General features: G+C 54.2%; 14 protein-coding genes and 1 pseudogene. 7 read left to right on the forward strand and 8 right to left on the reverse strand.

Annotation, left to right across the window (positions count from 1 at the left end; all coding sequences use genetic code 11):
- Positions 1-10 precede the first annotated feature (10 nt).
- Complete coding sequence (speB, locus tag K5R89_RS21240; protein ID WP_004145693.1) at positions 11-961, reverse strand: agmatinase; 951 nt, start codon at positions 959-961, stop codon at positions 11-13.
- A gap of 115 nt (positions 962-1,076) precedes the next feature.
- On the opposite strand from speB, the gene K5R89_RS21245 reads away from it, so the two are divergent.
- Positions 1,077-1,988, forward strand: a complete 912-nt coding sequence (locus tag K5R89_RS21245; RefSeq protein WP_002914199.1) for a LysR family transcriptional regulator — start codon at positions 1,077-1,079, stop codon at positions 1,986-1,988.
- 411 nt (positions 1,989-2,399) lie between these two features.
- Positions 2,400-2,879: an Rrf2 family transcriptional regulator gene (locus tag K5R89_RS21250; RefSeq protein WP_023290703.1), complete on the forward strand. Its 480-nt coding sequence runs from the start codon at positions 2,400-2,402 to the stop codon at positions 2,877-2,879.
- A gap of 64 nt (positions 2,880-2,943) precedes the next feature.
- Here K5R89_RS21250 and oqxB read toward each other — a convergent pair whose 3' ends face one another.
- Together oqxB and oqxA are read right to left on the reverse strand one after the other, a co-directional pair.
- Entirely contained in the window at positions 2,944-6,096 is a 3,153-nt protein-coding gene (gene oqxB, locus K5R89_RS21255; RefSeq protein WP_217259564.1) for a multidrug efflux RND transporter permease subunit OqxB, read from the reverse strand.
- Positions 6,097-6,119: 23 nt separating this feature from the next.
- Entirely contained in the window at positions 6,120-7,295 is a 1,176-nt protein-coding gene (gene oqxA / locus K5R89_RS21260) for a multidrug efflux RND transporter periplasmic adaptor subunit OqxA (RefSeq protein WP_044524416.1), read from the reverse strand.
- A gap of 333 nt (positions 7,296-7,628) precedes the next feature.
- Here oqxA and K5R89_RS21265 point away from each other — a divergent pair, with 333 nt between their 5' ends.
- Entirely contained in the window at positions 7,629-7,982 is a 354-nt protein-coding gene (locus K5R89_RS21265; protein WP_032429203.1) for a helix-turn-helix domain-containing protein, read from the forward strand.
- A 19-nt stretch (positions 7,983-8,001) separates the two neighbouring features.
- On the opposite strand, the gene K5R89_RS21270 is transcribed toward K5R89_RS21265, so the two are convergent.
- On the reverse strand, positions 8,002-8,574 hold the full coding sequence (locus tag K5R89_RS21270) for a flavin reductase family protein (RefSeq protein ID WP_044524415.1): 573 nt from the start codon (positions 8,572-8,574) through the stop codon (positions 8,002-8,004).
- Positions 8,575-8,785: 211 nt separating this feature from the next.
- On the opposite strand from K5R89_RS21270, the gene K5R89_RS21275 reads away from it, so the two are divergent.
- Both K5R89_RS21275 and K5R89_RS21280 read left to right on the forward strand, forming a co-directional pair.
- On the forward strand, positions 8,786-9,670 hold the full coding sequence (locus K5R89_RS21275) for a LysR family transcriptional regulator (RefSeq protein ID WP_087827205.1): 885 nt from the start codon (positions 8,786-8,788) through the stop codon (positions 9,668-9,670).
- Between the two features lie 134 nt (positions 9,671-9,804).
- Positions 9,805-10,605 (forward strand): hypothetical protein, encoded by an 801-nt coding sequence (locus K5R89_RS21280; RefSeq protein ID WP_087827206.1) that lies wholly within the window; start codon positions 9,805-9,807, stop codon positions 10,603-10,605.
- Positions 10,606-10,748: 143 nt separating this feature from the next.
- On the opposite strand, the gene K5R89_RS21285 is transcribed toward K5R89_RS21280, so the two are convergent.
- The 4 genes and pseudogenes from K5R89_RS21285 to K5R89_RS27550 all read right to left on the reverse strand — a co-directional run.
- On the reverse strand, positions 10,749-11,111 hold the full coding sequence (locus K5R89_RS21285) for a cupin domain-containing protein (protein WP_060591865.1): 363 nt from the start codon (positions 11,109-11,111) through the stop codon (positions 10,749-10,751).
- A gap of 448 nt (positions 11,112-11,559) precedes the next feature.
- The gene (locus K5R89_RS21290; RefSeq protein WP_048298702.1) at positions 11,560-12,126 is read right to left on the reverse strand and encodes a helix-turn-helix domain-containing protein; all 567 of its coding nucleotides are present in this window, start codon (positions 12,124-12,126) and stop codon (positions 11,560-11,562) included.
- A gap of 401 nt (positions 12,127-12,527) precedes the next feature.
- Positions 12,528-13,268, reverse strand: a complete 741-nt coding sequence (locus K5R89_RS21295; protein WP_064155074.1) for an SDR family oxidoreductase — start codon at positions 13,266-13,268, stop codon at positions 12,528-12,530.
- Between the two features lie 120 nt (positions 13,269-13,388).
- A pseudogene (locus tag K5R89_RS27550) lies at positions 13,389-13,550 on the reverse strand (integrase arm-type DNA-binding domain-containing protein); the annotation flags it as partial.
- A 696-nt stretch (positions 13,551-14,246) separates the two neighbouring features.
- On the opposite strand from K5R89_RS27550, the gene K5R89_RS21300 reads away from it, so the two are divergent.
- Both K5R89_RS21300 and K5R89_RS21305 read left to right on the forward strand, forming a co-directional pair.
- Positions 14,247-14,450, forward strand: a complete 204-nt coding sequence (locus K5R89_RS21300; protein ID WP_049242244.1) for an AlpA family transcriptional regulator — start codon at positions 14,247-14,249, stop codon at positions 14,448-14,450.
- A gap of 137 nt (positions 14,451-14,587) precedes the next feature.
- The gene (locus K5R89_RS21305) at positions 14,588-14,863 is read left to right on the forward strand and encodes a hypothetical protein (RefSeq protein ID WP_087827208.1); all 276 of its coding nucleotides are present in this window, start codon (positions 14,588-14,590) and stop codon (positions 14,861-14,863) included.
- Positions 14,864-15,446 lie beyond the last annotated feature (583 nt).

Raw genomic sequence — 15,446 nt, forward strand, 5'->3', positions numbered from 1 at the left:
GGCGGCTTCCTCAGGCGTACTTCACGCCGGGCAGGACGCAGAGCATCTCGTACAGCAGGTTGGCCGCCAGCTGGGAGGTATTACCGCTCACGTCATAGGGGGGCGAGACTTCAACCAGATCGGCGCCAATCAGGTTCAGGCCGCGGCAGCCGCGGACGATCTCCAGCGCCTGAATGGAGGTCAGGCCGCCGACTTCCGGCGTCCCGGTTCCCGGGGCCCAGATAGGATCGAGGCTGTCGATATCAAAGCTGAGATACACCGGCCCGTCGCCCATCTGCTGGCGGACTTCGGCCATCAGCGGCGCCAGCGAGGTATGCCAGCACTGCTCCGCCTGCACCAGGCGAAAGCCCTGGTCGACGCCCCACTGGAAGTCCCCGGCGGCATAGCCCTGGGCGCGCTGGCCAATCTGCACCACCCGCTTGAGGTCGAGTAGTCCCTCCTCAACGGCGCGGCGGAAGGTGGTGCCGTGGGCGATTTTCTCACCGAACATCTCATCATTGGTGTCGGTATGGGCGTCGACGTGGATGAGCCCCACCGGCCCATGTTTTTTGGTCAGCGCCCGCAGGATGGGCAGGGTAATGGTGTGGTCCCCGCCGAGGGTGAGGGGGATCAGCGGATAACTATTCAAACCGGTGTAGTAATCTTCAATAATTTGCACCGATTTGAGCAAACTGTAGGTATTGATCGGCACATCGCCGATGTCGGCTACCGACAGCGAGTCGAACGGCGCGGCGCCGGTCGCCATATTGTACGGACGGATCATCACCGATTCGGCGCGAATATAGCGCGGTCCGTAGCGCGTGCCTGAGCGCTGCGAGGTGCCGATATCCAGCGGAATGCCGACAAATGCCGCATCAAGTCCCTGTAAATCTTCGATAAACGGCAGGCGCATCATCGTGGCGCGGCCGGCGAAGCGTGGCATCTCATTGCCACCCTGCGGTTGGTGAAAGAGGTTATCCATGTCTGCTCCTGAATCTGACGGATGAAACGTAACAGGAGAGATAGTGCGCAACCCGCGCTGGACTTTACATCGTCTGGCGTAAATACTCAGTTCATTTATTGGTGAACTAAATACGATGCATCACGACGCCAGCCTCAATATTCGTCAGCTGCAGGTTTTCGAGGCGGTGGCCCGCCTGGAGAGCTACAGCCGGGCCCAGCAGGAGCTGGGCATTTCGGTCTCCGCCATCAGCAATGCGATGTCGCAACTGGAGGGGCAGCTCGGCTTCACCCTCTGTCAGCGTGGGCGCGGCGGCTTTTCCTTAACGGAAAAAGGACAGCAGTTTTTACAGCAGGCGATCCGCGTGCTGAGCGAACTCAATGAGCTGGAGCGGCAGTCGGCCCTGCTCAAAGGGGAGCACAGCGGCACCCTGTGCATTTCGACGCTCGACTCCATCGAGACCGAAACGGCGCTCTCGCTGCCGGTGGTCTTGCGCAGCTTCAGCGACAAATTTCCCCATGTGCATATCAAACTGATTATTCGCACCCCGGCGGAGCAACTGAACGGGGTGCTGAACAACCATATCGACCTGGCCATCGGCAGCTACAACTCGCAGGTGCATAACATCATCAGCGAGCCGCTGTACCGCGAGCAGCACTGGCTCTATTGCAGCGATCTGCACCCGATGTTCTTCAGCCGCCAGCTCGATAAAGAGCAGATCAGCCAGTGTCCGCTGGTGACCCGCAGCTACTGGAACACCAGCGATCTCCGCCGTCGGGGCTTCAGCAAAGGCAGCGCCACTGTTGAGACCGTCGACGCCCAGCTGTTGCTGATCCTCTCGGGGAAATATATTGGCTATCTGCCGGAGCATTACGCCTGGCCGTGGATCAAAGAGAACCGCCTGCGGGTGCTGTTGCCCAACGAGTTTGGCTTTCAGTCGCCGTTCTCGGCCATCTGTAAGCGCGGGCGCAGTAATGAACCCTATCTGAAAGCGTTCCGCGATCTGCTGAAGAAAAACACGGTGGCGCGGCCGAAGTGGAATTATTAAGCGGGGCGGACGCTTCCCTCCGCCGTGGTGGCGGGGTTCGCGCTCAGCGCGCGGTCCGGCGGGGGTGTTTTCCCGTTCAAAAAACGAACGGCGGCCGGTAGCCCGCTTGTGCTGGGGCTGCCGGGCAACTGCCTCCAGGTTATCCACAGGGTTAGGGACCGCTGATGTGGACAGGTCGCCGGGCGGTGGGCGCGGCTAGCGGAATAAACGATGGCGTTTGCGTTTAATAAAACGGTACGAAAGGGAATCTGTGTTTGCCCCGCTTTTGACCGTGAAATCAGAAAATTTACTTCGCAGGCTAACCGCAGATTGCTTCAAAAAAATTCCCGTATTTGTTATATTGTTGTTCATTGATTACTCACCTCTGCGGTGCCAAAAAGAACAAGATTCACCGCAACCCAGGACAATACCATGTTAGATTACCGCTTCCCGACAGCTTTGCAGATGGTTCTCAGCGTAGCAATGGCGGAGCAGATGGGTGAACGTTCGACGAGTGCGATTCTGGCCTACGGCCTGGAAGCCAACCCGAGCTTTATCCGCAAATTAATGGTTCCGCTCACCCGTGACGGCATCATTGTCTCCACGCTTGGCCGCAACGGCTCTATTCATCTTGGCCGCCCGGCGGACAAAATCACTCTGCGTGATATCTATCTTTCCGTTATCGAAGATAAAAAACTGTGGGCGTCGCGCCCTGACGTCCCGGCCCGCTGCGTGGTCAGCGCCAACGCCTGCTGGTACTTCAAATCGGTCGCTGACGAAGCGGAGCAGGCTTCGCTAAACGTCCTCGCTCGCCATACCGTGGCCAGCGCGCTGGAGGCGCTTAAAAACGCCGATACCAGCGGCTGCGACCCGGTACCGGAAATGATCGCCCGCTTTAAAAAAGCGCATTAATCCTGGTCCTGACGAAAAAAAACCGCCTTCAGCTTGAAGACGGTTTTTTGTTATTTGCCGCAGGCTAGGCGGGCAGATCCTCCTCGACCGGCTTACTGCGGGTCACCAGTTTCCGTAGCGTCACGTAAAACACCGGCGTCAGGAACAGACCGAACAGCGTCACCCCCAGCATCCCGGAGAACACCGTGATCCCGGTGACGCCGCGGACTTCCGCCCCTGCGCCGTGGCCGAGGATCAGCGGAATGGTCCCGGCGATAAAGGCGATGGAGGTCATGACAATCGGGCGCAGTCGCAGGCGGCACGCCTCCAGCGCGGCTTCCATGATGCCTTTGCCCTGAATCTCCAGCTCGCGGGCAAACTCGACGATCAGAATGGCGTTTTTACAGGCCAGGCCCATCAGGACCACCAGCCCCACCTGCACGAAGACGTTGTTATCGCCCCCGGTCAGCCAGACGCCAAACAGCGCGGAGAGCATCGTCATCGGCACGATAAGGATCACCGCCAGCGGCAGGGTCCAGCTTTCATACAGCGCCGCCAGCACGAGGAACGCCAGCAGCACCGCCACCGGGAAGACGATCAGCGCCGTATTGCCCTGGGTGGCTTGCTGGAAGCTCAGATCCGTCCACTCAATATTCATCCCATTCGGCAACACCTGTTTAGACATGGCATCCAGCAGCGTCATCGCCTGCGAGGAGGAGAGGACGCGCGGATCGGCATCGCCAATCAGGTCCGCCGCCGGATAACCGTTGTAGCGGATCACTGGATCCGGCCCGTAGGTGGTACTGATATTCACCATACTGCCGATCGGCACCATTTCGCCCTGATTATTGCGGGTGCGCAGATTGGCGATATCTTCCACGCTCTCGCGGTACGGCCCGTCAGCCTGGGCCATCACGCGCCAGGTACGCCCGAACTGGTTAAAGTCATTGACATAAGACGAGCCGAGATAGGTCTGCAGCGTGCCGAACAGATCGGTCAGCGATACCCCCTGCGCTTTCGCCTTATCGCGATCGACCTGGACATCCAGCTGCGGCACGTTAGCCTGGTAGGTCGAGATCGGGAAGTGCATCCCCGGCGTCTGCATAATCGTCCCGGACATGGCATTCACCGCGCTTTGCAGCGCGCCATAGCCCAGCCCACCGCGATCCTGGATGTAAAGGGAGTAGCCGGAGCCCTGACCCAATCCTAAAATCGGCGGCGGCAGGATGGAGAAGCCAAATCCCTGCTGGATTTGCGCAATTTTGGCGTTGATCTCCGCGTTGATTTCCGCCGCCGAGTGTTTGCGCTGGTCGAACGGTTTTAGGCCAAAAAAGACCGTCCCGGTATTCGGCGTGTTGGTGAACTGCAGCGCGTTAAGACCGGGGAAGGCGACCGCATAATCGACCCCTTCGGTATTCATCCCGATCTCGCTCATTTTGCGGATCACTGCATCGGTGCGCGCCAGCGACGAACCTTCCGGCATCTTCACGCCGCCAATCAGGTACAGTTTGTCCTGGGTGGGAATAAACCCGCCGGGGACGACTTTAAACATCACCCCTGCGGCGCAGAGCAGCAGCAGGTACACCACAAACACCGCGCCACGGCGGCCGAGGGTTTTACTCACCAGCCCCTGATAGCCGTTCGAACTGCGCAGGAAAAAGCGGTTAAACGGACGGAAAATCCAGCCGAACAGACGATCGATCAGCCGGGTAGGGAGGTCTTTTTTCGCGCCGTGCGGCTTTAACAGCAGGGCCGCCAGCGCCGGGGAGAGCGTCAGCGAGTTGATGGCCGAGATCACCGTGGAGATGGCGATGGTCACCGCAAACTGCTTGTAGAACTGACCGGTCACGCCCGAGAGAAACGCCATCGGCACGAACACCGCGCACAGCACCAGCGCAATAGCGATAATCGGCCCGGAGACCTCTCGCATCGCCTGATGCGCCGCGGCAAGCGGCGCAAGCCCCTCTTCGATATTGCGCTCGACGTTTTCCACCACCACGATGGCGTCATCCACCACGATACCAATCGCCAGTACCAGCCCGAACAGGCTCAGGGTATTCAGCGAGAAGCCCAGCAGATAGAGAATGCTGAAGGTACCGACCACCGATACCGGCACCGCGATCAGCGGGATAATCGACGCGCGCCAGGTCTGCAGGAACAGGATCACCACCAGCACCACCAGCACCACCGCCTCCAGCAGCGTCTGCACCACCGCGCGGATGGAGTCGCGCACGAACACCGTTGGGTCGTACGGCGCCGCCCATTTCATATCTTCCGGGAAGCGGGTGGCCAGCTCGGCCATTTTGGCGCGCACGGCGTTCGACAAATCGATGGCGTTAGCCCCCGGGGACTGGAAGATACCGATCCCGACCGCGTCCTTGTTGTTGAGCTGGGAGCGCAGCGCATAGCTACCGGAACCCATCTCGATGCGCGCCACGTCGCGCAGGCGGACCAGCGAGCCGTCCTGCGCTGTTTTCAGAATGATATTGCCAAACTCTTCTTCGGTATGCAGACGGCCCTGGGCGTTAATGGAGATCAGGAAGTCGCTCTCCTGCGGCAGCGGCTCGGCGCCAAGCTGCCCGGCGGAGACCTGGACGTTTTGCTCCTGCATCGCCGTGACCACGTCCGAGGCGGTCAGCCCGCGCGCCGCCACCTTATTGGGATCCAACCAGACGCGCATCGCATATTCGCCGGAACCAAATATCTGGATCTGGCCGACGCCGGGCAGGCGCGCCAGCTCATCCTTCACCTTCAGCGTGGCGTAGTTGCGCATATACAGCGAGTCGTACTTACCGTTTGGCGAAAACAGATGCACCACCAGGGTCAGCGTCGGGGACTGTTTCTGGGTGGTGATCCCCAGACGGCGCACATCCTCCGGCAGACGCTCCTCCGCCTGCGCGACCCGGTTCTGCACCTGAACCTGCGCCTGATCCGGGTCGGTACCCGGGCGGAAGGTCACGGTGGTCACCAGCACGCCGTCGGAGCCGGCGACCGATTTCATGTACATCATGTTTTCAACGCCGTTGATCGCTTCCTCCAGCGGCGTCGCCACGGTCTCGGCAATCACTTTCGGGTTGGCGCCGGGATACTCCGCGCGCACCTGCACGCTGGGGGGCACGACGTCAGGATATTCGCTCACCGGCAGCAGCGGGATGGCGATTAACCCGGTGATAAAAATTAAAATCGACAGCACCGCGGCGAAAATTGGCCTGTCGATAAAAAAGCGGGAAAAGTCCATGTCTTGGATTCTCTGATTAGGGATCAGTTGAGGGCGGCGCTGGGGGTCATGGCAACGGTTTTGGCGTTAACCGGCATACCCGGCATAAACACTTTTTGTAAGCCGTCGACGATGACGCTATCCCCAGGCTTCAGACCCTGCTTCACGACGCGTAAACCGTCGGCCAGCCGCCCCGGCGTGATATCACGTCGCTGCGCTTTGCCATCTTTATCAACGATATAGACATATTTACGATCCTGATCGGTGAGCACCGCTTTGTCGTCGATAAGCGTAGCCTGGAACGCCGCGCTGCCCGGCAGACGCACGCGGGCAAACAGACCCGGCGTGAACAGCCGCTGCGAGTTATCCAGCAGGGCGCGCATGCGGATGGTGCCGGTGCTCGGCGTTAACTGATTATCGAGAAAATCCACTTTGCCTTGATGGGGATAGCCTTCCTCGCCAACCAGGCCAATCTCCACCGGGAGCGCCTGATTATCGCTGGACGCGCCTTGCCCGCGGCGGGCGAGATTTTGATAGTGGAGGTAGGTTGACTCGTCGACGTCAAAGTAGACGTACACCGTCTTCTGCGAGACCAGGGTAGTGAGCACGCTGGCGGTGTCGCCCGCCGTGACCAGGTTGCCGCTGGTGATCAGCGCGCGGCTGGCGCGGCCGTCGATAGGGGCGGTCACTTTGGTGAAGTCGAGGTTAAGCTGCGCGGCATCCACCGCCGCCTGCGCGGCGCGAATATCGGCCTGCGCCTGTACCGCGGCTGACCGGCGCTGCTCCCACTCTTCACGGGAGACGAGGTTGGTATGAACTAATTTATCGGTGCGGTTCGCCTCGCTTTGCGCCAGGCTGGCCTGCGTTTTGGCTCTCGCCAGCGTCGCCTGCGCCTGCTCCAGCGCGGCGCGATAGGTTCTGTCGTCTATCGTGAACAGCACCTGGCCCTTTTTCACCTCCTGGCCGTCGGTGTAATTCACTTTATCAATATATCCCGAGACGCGGGGGCGGAGCTGAACGCTCTCCACCGCTTCAATGCGACCGTTGAAACTATCCCACTGACTGATCGACTTCACCAACACCTTAGCGGCGCTGACGGCAGGCGCGGGCGGCGCGGCGTTTTGCGCGACGCTGTCGTCGCAGCCGACGAGCAGAAAGGAGAGCATCATCGCGCCGAGCGCGGTCAGGTGAATGTTTCCCCAGGTTTTTTGCAGGCTCATTATTTTTATTCCAGTCATTGTAGCCGCCGGGCAAGACGCAGCCTGAGAGGCTGCGCCACTTCCTTTGTCCGGGCTGGCTTAAGGCCATTTGTGTCGATCATCGCCACAAAATTGTAACAATTTCGAATACACTATCGCGGCGATTGTAGGAAGGCGCTTAACTAAGTGCAAGAATAATTGTTGCACTTTATGTGCGATCCTCACCGGAGAAAAAAGGCGCGATCCTGGCAGGGTTTTAAATGCAACAATAAAACTTGCATTTTGTGTAAAACCAGGCCACCTTTTAATGCAACTGCTAAAGATGCTTTTAACCGGCCGCGAGGGGGAAATATGATGAACACTGGCGCCATCATTCAGGATCTGATCGACTGGATCGACAACCATCTTGATAGCCGTCTGGATATTGATACCGTTGCCCGGCGAGCCGGCTATTCGAAGTGGCACCTGCAGCGGATCTTCAAAGAACATACCGGGCACCCCCTCGGGGAGTATATCCGGGCGCAAAAGCTGCAAAAATCGGTCGAACGCTTAGCCCACAGCAACGAGCCGATCCTCAACGTGGCGATCGCCCTCGGCTTTGACTCCCAGCAGTCCTTCAACCGCAGCTTCAAGCGCCAGTTTGGCCAGGCGCCCGGCGTCTGGCGCCGGAGTATCAGCCGCTCTGCCGCGCAGACATCTCGTCAGTGATGCTCATGACCGGGGAGGGTCAGTCCTTACCCGGTCCATGATCGAATTTGCTGCCTTTGCCGATGGCATAGAACTGCCCGCCTGCGACATAGTGAACGGTCCGCAGCTCGTCCGGCGCATCATCAAAGATCCAGTGTCCGTTGCGGAATACCCGGTCATCGCTCCAGGCGGCGACGATGTCACCCATAAACAGATTGTGCTGTTGCTGGATGTCCGGGTAAGGCATCACTTTGCACACCAGCCAGCCCGCGCAGCCGGCGACAAGGGGGAGATCGAACCCCGGCTGATAAAAGAAGGGGATGGTGTCGTTTTTATCCGGCGCGTCGGCATAGCTGCGCCCGCCAGCGTAGAGGACGGTTGCCATCTGGCTGACTACGGGGATCTGCACGACGAAATAGCCGCTCTTTTCCACCAGCTGACGAGTGAAGGCCTGGGGGCCGATATAGGCCACCACTTTTCGCTCGCCTGCCAGCCCAACCCAGGCGGCTGACATGACATTTTCGACGCCATCATATTTTGCGGAAATCATGGTGGTGGACCCGACCTGCAATAAACGATACGCCTTACGTAATTCGACAGGCTGAACGGACATTATTTTTCCTTTATGCGTGTTATTTAACGTGGTGATTCTCTGGATATTTATTGAGGGCATGGTCATTTTTGGCCCCTCACGCGATATCCACAGCGCAACGATACGCCAGGCGATTAAGCGCAAAAAGATGCGTAAATTGTTTTCATTATTCATAATCAACGAATAATCATGCCGCCTGTCGGTAGGCTGCTTGCTACAGGGGAGAAAGAAGGTGGATCGTATCCAGGCTATGCAGATGTTTATGCGCGTCGCGGAGGCAGGGAGCTTCGTGCGTGCTGCGGAAACCCTTTCCCTGCCGGCCTCCACTGTCACCAGTACCATTAAAAACCTTGAGAAATACCTGAAGGTGCGGCTGCTGAACCGGACCACAAGGCGGGTGAGCCTGACTCCGGAAGGGATGCAGTATCTGGCGCAGTGCCGGGAAATTCTCGCCCTCATCGAACATAGCGAATCCAGCCTGAGCGAGTCTGTCGCGCGGCCTCAGGGGCGCCTGCGGGTTGATATGCCCGCGGGCATCGCGCATTTCATCGTCATGCCCCATCTGCAAGACTTTTACCGACGCTACCCTGATATCTACCTGATGATTGGGGTCAGCGATCGGCAGGTCGATCTCATTCAGGAAGGCGTCGACTGCGTGATACGCACGGGAGAGCTGAACAACTCCAGCCTGGTGGCCCGGCCTATGGGCCGCTTTCGCTGGGTCACCTGCGGGTCACCGGACTATCTCAGGGAATATGGCGTGCCGCCATCACCGGAGGCGCTCTCTCAGCACCGGGCCGTGCATTATTTCTCCGGCCAGGCGAGGCGGGCCGATGAGTTCCGCTTCCTTCGCCACGGCGAGACTTTTTCTGTACCCGTCAGCGGCACCGCCGCGGTGAATGAAACGGGGCTTTATATAAAAATGTGCCTGGCAGGATTTGGGCTGGCGCAGCTGGCGGAGAATATCGTGGCTGACCACCTGCGGGAGGGGAGGCTGGTGGAAGTGCTGGCGGACTGGCAGCCGCCCCCGGTACCCGTCACGTTGCTCTATCCGCACCAGCGCTTTCTCTCTCCCGCCGTGCGGGCGTTTGCTGAGTGGATGAGCGAGGTGGTTTGAGGGAGGTATTGCTTCCGATATAGCGCGTCGGGAGCCCCGCCAGGGAGGGGAGGGCTCCTGCAGAAATATCTGGTCTGCCGATCAATCACTCGATATTCTGTAATGCTTTGTCTTTTTTGTGAACAGGAAAAAGTATGTTTAATACGCTCCCCGATTTACACAGAAGTTTTGCAGAGCAACTGAAGCTTAAATTACAGTCTGACCCGCGGATCCACGCCCTTCTCGCCGGCGGATCGTTTATCCATGGCGGGTTTGATCAATACTCCGATCTCGATTTCGTGGTGGTGGTCGACCCTCTCTATTATGACGAAATCATGGCTCAGCGTATGGCGTTCGCCGGAACCCTCGGCCATCTGCTACATGCTTTCACCGGGGAACACGTCGGCGAGCCTCGGCTGCTGATCTGTCTGTTTGGCCCGCAACTTCTACATGTCGATCTCAAATTTATCACCCTGGACATGCTCACTCAGCGCGTTGAGGAGCCTGCCGTGCTATTTACCCGTGATAGCGATGCTCTCGAGCGCCAGCTGGCAAAATTTAGCGCGCACTGGCCGAACATGACGCCGGAGTGGTTTGAGTCCCGAGCCTGGATCTGGCTGCATTATGCCGGGGTTAAACTGGGCAGGGGCGAACTCTTCGAAGCGCTGGGGATGCTGTCCTTCTTCCGCGAACAAGTGCTGGGACCGATGCTGTTCCGTCGCGCCAATCTACCGCAACGCGGGGTTCGCCGAATAGAAGCCCTCGGCATTGATCCCGATGGCCTGCTGACTTCCACTCTGGCAACGCACGATCGTCACTCTGTCGGGATTGCCATCCGAAGGGCTGCCGACGCTTATGTCAATCTGCGGGCTGATGCGCTGCCTGACAATATTGCAGACGATGCGGCGCGGTGGGCGGTCTTTGCCATGCTGGACGCCTATTCTGACAAGGAGTAAATCTATCCCTCCGGCCGCTGACGCGGCCGGAGTGTGTAAGGGTTGCGCGAGATGTTATGGGTGGTTTTATCCTTAGAGGGGGGCCGGGTAACCGGTAACGCTAAAACTTCCCCTGGCCCGGTTTGTTCCGCACCGCCAGACAATTAGAGTTTATCCAGTTCACGCACCGTACGTTCATTGACGATATTACCCGTATTCAGGGTCGATTTTGGCTCCAGTAAAACGACGCAGCACTCTTCGGTTAACGCTTCAGGACAATGCTCAGTTCCTTTCGGCACAATAATAAACTCACCGGCATCAAGAATGATATCGCCTGTTCTTAAGCCCATTCGCAAGCGGCCGCTGATCACAAGAAAAAGCTCGTCCTCCTGTTCATGATGATGCCAGTCAAATTTTCCGGATAATTTAGCCAGTTTGACATATTCGTTATTCATTTCGCCGACAATTTTCGGGCTCCAGTAATCGCTGAACAGAGCAAAACTGTCTTTTAAATTAACTTTACGCATTCATCTTCTCCGTCACACATATTTAATGCGGGTGGGTTGATTTCGTCATAAAAAAGAGCAGGCATTGGGCCGCACGGCGCACAGCCGGGTTAGGCGATATTGATCGCTAATAAAAAGACGCCAGGATCATCAGGAAAGTGACTGTATTATGGCCAGCTTTCCGGCTATTACGCCTGCTTTGCTTTGTGGAAAAATACAGCGCAAGCAGGCCGGCTCTGCTGTTCGAAATAACAATACAGTTAACCCGCAAACTGAACAACGGGTTTCCCGATGACGGGGGAAGATATTTATCAGTTCGCAATCAATCGACTGAATTTAATTAATTTTATTTTTAAAATAATTTTCCCTCAGGCATTCAGCGGACCGTTTTTGTTTCTTTAAGTGAACAGATGCCCGAAACGCCGGCGCCATATCTCAGGTCTCCAGGTCCGATAATGGCGCGGCGGAGTTAACCGGGCTCGAGGTGAGTCATCACCACCGTCGCGCTAACCGCCGTTTCCGTTGCGCTGTACGTGTGCGCAATCTCTGCAGAGAAGGCATAAAAATCCCCGGGCTCCAGGGTGATGACTTCATACTGGCTCAAGCGCAGGCGCAGAGTTCCGCTGTGTACCAGAATATGTTCATGCGCCCCCTCTGAATGTCCGGGGCTGTGGATGGTGACCCGCGGTTCCATTTGCAGCAACCATATCTCGGAGGTATTGCCGGGGCCGATGCGGAATTTCATCATTTGCGAATAATCGCCCGGCACAGGGCGATATTTTTCAAAGCGGGGATACATCCTGCTGCCGCTTAGCAAATCGCCGACCGGTAAACGTAACGCGGTGGCGATAGCGTCCAGCGTATCAACTCGGGGACTGGAAGATCCTGATTCCAGCTTGGATAACGCTCCCTTTGAAACCCCTGACAATTTAGACAGATCGTTTAACGAAATCCCCCGGGACTGCCGTAGTCGTCTTATTTTACTGCCGATATTTAATGACAACGCAGCTGGTTTATCGCGTTCTGAATCTGCCATTATTGCCTCCCTCCCCGAGTGAGTCCTTCTCATCCGAATAAACGCCCCGCCCAGTTGAGATTGCGGTAGGGACATAACACTGCTGTCGCTGGCCTGATATGTCATCGCTGCATCAACAGTCAGTGATTCTTCACGCGCCCGACATGCCTGAATACCACGTTTATCCTTTCAAATGAACCATTTTGGTGTTTACCGGTTTGATGGATAGTCTGGGTAACGGGAGATATTGCACATTGAATCTGTTCGTTGCGTTCGGATGTTGTCGGGCTGTTTTAAGCGAAAAATGGATGATTCTGGAGTAACGGATTGTTTATTGATGAAAGCAGGGGCCGTTATTTTCACCACTTCTACAGTGGGGCTTTGAGGATCTGTATCAGGAAATGATGCCGCTGTTGCCATATCTAGTAATGCACCAGCCCGCCATCTACCGCGTACTGACTGCCGGTGACATAGGATGCGTCATCAGAAAGCAGAAAAAGTGCGACAGCAGAGGCTTCTTCCGGGGTTCCTGCCCGGCCGAGGGGGACCTGGCTGACAACAAAATCCTCAAACTGCTGACGCGACTCTTCCGGCATGAAATGTCTAAAGTTCGTTTCGATCGGACCCGGTACCAGCGTATTGGCGCGAATACCCCGCACAGCCAGCGCAGAGGCCCAGCTTTTAACCATTGCGACAACTGCGCCTTTCGTTGCTGCATAGAGGCTGGTCATTGCCGCACCTTCATATACAGATGAAGATGAGGTGACAAGAACAGATGCGCCTGAATTGAGGGATCCAGAAAGAGCGGCAAGCTGCAGCATCGGGCCGCGGACGTTAGCATTCATCATGCGGTTAAAAGCATCCGCTGTCACCGATTCCGGAGCACCTACTTCTGCGAAGCCAGCATTAAGCCATAGTCCGTCGAGTGAACCCCAGTCGCTTATCGCTGCCTGAAGAACGCTTATATCTGCTTCGCTGGCTGCATCGTTTTTCAGAATGAGAGATGATTCAGGCAGTAGACTACGGGCGCGCTTCAGCCTTTCATCATTGAGGCCCGTAATGGCAACATTGCCGCCCTCACTAACAATGCGCAGTGCGCCTGCAAATCCCATACCGCTGGTACCGCCAGTGATAAGGATGCGTTTACCTTGAAATCTGCCCATGATTCGCCTTTCTTTGTCTTTAGAAACATCACGTACCTGACGAAGATAACCATCAGTCGTCATCTGTTACATCACGCCATGGTGAGATTATGGCTGCAGCGTTGGCATTTGGCACCAAGCGGGGTGGGGTCCAATGCTGATGGTGGCCCTTTTTTTCAGCGCCGGGGGAGTGTATTTGAAGAACCAGATCTTTCTGCCGAATGGCTTAATCAACAACGCCAGCCCGTCGCCATCGCGTAGTTGCTACTCGGTATTAGTTTGGTATTTCAATTGGTTAGGTATCTTTTTGCACCATGGTTTTTTACGATATGGCATCGTGGTGCAAAACAAGCATAGATGATGCTCGAGATTTATACAGAGAATATGACCGCACAGGTAACAAAAAAGCCCGCAGGGCTTGCGCCGTGCGGGCTCTTAGGACTTCATCGGATGACTCTGGTAATCACCGATGGAGAATTTTGGGCTGGCTTCCCTGTGTTTTATATCTCAATGATATGATTTTTATTGTTATTTTTGTTACTTTATTCATTAAGGGTTCAATAAAGGGTCCTAAAAAACGGCAGCACAGATTTTACTTATTCCAGAGCCAAAATCTTAGATACTACTAACGTTGAGGAGTTGAACTCACGAAACATAGCCTTGCTGATCCGGAGGCTATTTCCCATATGCAAGATCTTACCTCTAACTTAGACTTCTCAAAGTGCTAAACAAGAATTATAAAGGGGGATAGTGCGGAATTAAATCACAAATAACTTAACTAATTGATAATTAAGTATTTATTAAAAAATCTTACATAGACCAAAAAAATAGCACTTTTTGTAAAAGCCCTCCTAAGCCTATGCTGGCTTGCTTTCAAAACACCCTTCATAAATCTGACTAAAAAAACACCATCCCTTGATCAATTCGTGCTTTTTGATAGTTGATCGCCATAAGCGATCTGAAGATACTGCATCCATCAAAACAACAATGGAGAAATGTATGACAGAAAGAAAGAGATTTATCCGTATGCCTGAAGTGTTGGAAAGAACCGGATTTTGTAAAGCTTGGATTTATCGGTTGATTAGTCGTGGTCAATTCCCTGCACCTATAAAACTAGGTGATCGAGCAATAAGGTTCGTAGAAAGCGAAGTCGATGAATGGATCGACCAAATGATTTACGCATCTCGTAATAGAGCAGCATGATAATATTTTTATAAATGAAGTTAGGAGGTTATAAGTAATAAAAATATAGACCGATGTTTAAAAATAACGATCCCTTTAATAATAATACATGAAAGTGTAGGGGGATATTTACTTAAAAAATAAATAAGGAAAAAAAGATGGAAAAAGAAAATAAACATGCAAGTCAGACTTCAGCGGATTTAGCTGCATTACTGGAATATTCTCGTTTTACGAAGAGAACTCTAACAAAGCCTTCCAGCGAAGTTTTTGATTTATTTACTGATAAATATTATATGGAAACAGTTTATGATGACATTATTAAGAAAACAAAGAAGAGTATTGATAAAAGCCAACATAAGTACATTGATTTTGAAAAAGTTAGAATGGATATAATGTGCATGCACACACAAGTTATTATGATGTCCTATATGTAAAATAAAGCAGCTCGATTTGATTTGTGGGGCGTTTAGGGCCATTTATGAAAAATGAGTTCATATCAAACTAAAGGTCAGATGTATATCTGGCCTTCATTTATTTCAGAATCAAGAATGATTGTGTAAAATATTTTTATATTACTATTGACTAATTAGATAGAAGATCTATAAAAAGAAAAGATACAAAAAAAGCCAGATATTAAATCTGACTTTTAAAGGACTTAAAAAGTTTTCGCTGACTTTTTTAAGTCTTGTAATCAGTTATACGAGAACGTGATTACAAATATAAATAAAGTATTATCTAATCAACTTATATTTGTCAAATCTAAATCCCAACTTTTTACAAGTCTTTTAAATACCCTTTCCAGAATCCTTTTTAATCCTCAAAAGCAATAACGTTAAAACCTGTTGTATCAGGTATAAGAATACGAAGGTTCCTCAAGTGATGGTGAATCTTATAGTTATTGCGACAGCGGTTAACCGGGAGCGATGTTGTCAGCCTGAATTGTAAGCGCACCCGTTTTAGTTCCACGCACTTTTTGAGATTTCCGGGGTTTCAGCCATCAGCCGGTATTCTTCCGGC

Origin of the sequence: Klebsiella sp. TF21-TM, from assembly GCF_019753495.1 — a bacterium.
Lineage (GTDB): Bacteria > Pseudomonadota > Gammaproteobacteria > Enterobacterales > Enterobacteriaceae > Klebsiella > Klebsiella quasipneumoniae.

Excerpts from the sequence above, each read along its gene's own strand:
- K5R89_RS21245 (WP_002914199.1), top strand. The coding sequence starts at position 1,077 with ATGCATCACGACGCCAGCCTCAATATTCGTCAGCTGCAGGTTTTCGAG.
- K5R89_RS21295 (WP_064155074.1), bottom strand. The coding sequence starts at position 13,268 with ATGGGCAGATTTCAAGGTAAACGCATCCTTATCACTGGCGGTACCAGC.
- K5R89_RS21265 (WP_032429203.1), top strand. The coding sequence starts at position 7,629 with ATGAACACTGGCGCCATCATTCAGGATCTGATCGACTGGATCGACAAC.
- K5R89_RS21270 (WP_044524415.1), bottom strand. The coding sequence starts at position 8,574 with ATGTCCGTTCAGCCTGTCGAATTACGTAAGGCGTATCGTTTATTGCAG.
- K5R89_RS21290 (WP_048298702.1), bottom strand. The coding sequence starts at position 12,126 with ATGGCAGATTCAGAACGCGATAAACCAGCTGCGTTGTCATTAAATATC.
- oqxA (WP_044524416.1), bottom strand. The coding sequence starts at position 7,295 with ATGAGCCTGCAAAAAACCTGGGGAAACATTCACCTGACCGCGCTCGGC.
- K5R89_RS21300 (WP_049242244.1), top strand. The coding sequence starts at position 14,247 with ATGACAGAAAGAAAGAGATTTATCCGTATGCCTGAAGTGTTGGAAAGA.
- speB (WP_004145693.1), bottom strand. The coding sequence starts at position 961 with ATGGATAACCTCTTTCACCAACCGCAGGGTGGCAATGAGATGCCACGC.
- oqxB (WP_217259564.1), bottom strand. The coding sequence starts at position 6,096 with ATGGACTTTTCCCGCTTTTTTATCGACAGGCCAATTTTCGCCGCGGTG.
- K5R89_RS21280 (WP_087827206.1), top strand. The coding sequence starts at position 9,805 with ATGTTTAATACGCTCCCCGATTTACACAGAAGTTTTGCAGAGCAACTG.
- K5R89_RS21250 (WP_023290703.1), top strand. The coding sequence starts at position 2,400 with ATGTTAGATTACCGCTTCCCGACAGCTTTGCAGATGGTTCTCAGCGTA.
- K5R89_RS21305 (WP_087827208.1), top strand. The coding sequence starts at position 14,588 with ATGGAAAAAGAAAATAAACATGCAAGTCAGACTTCAGCGGATTTAGCT.
- K5R89_RS21285 (WP_060591865.1), bottom strand. The coding sequence starts at position 11,111 with ATGCGTAAAGTTAATTTAAAAGACAGTTTTGCTCTGTTCAGCGATTAC.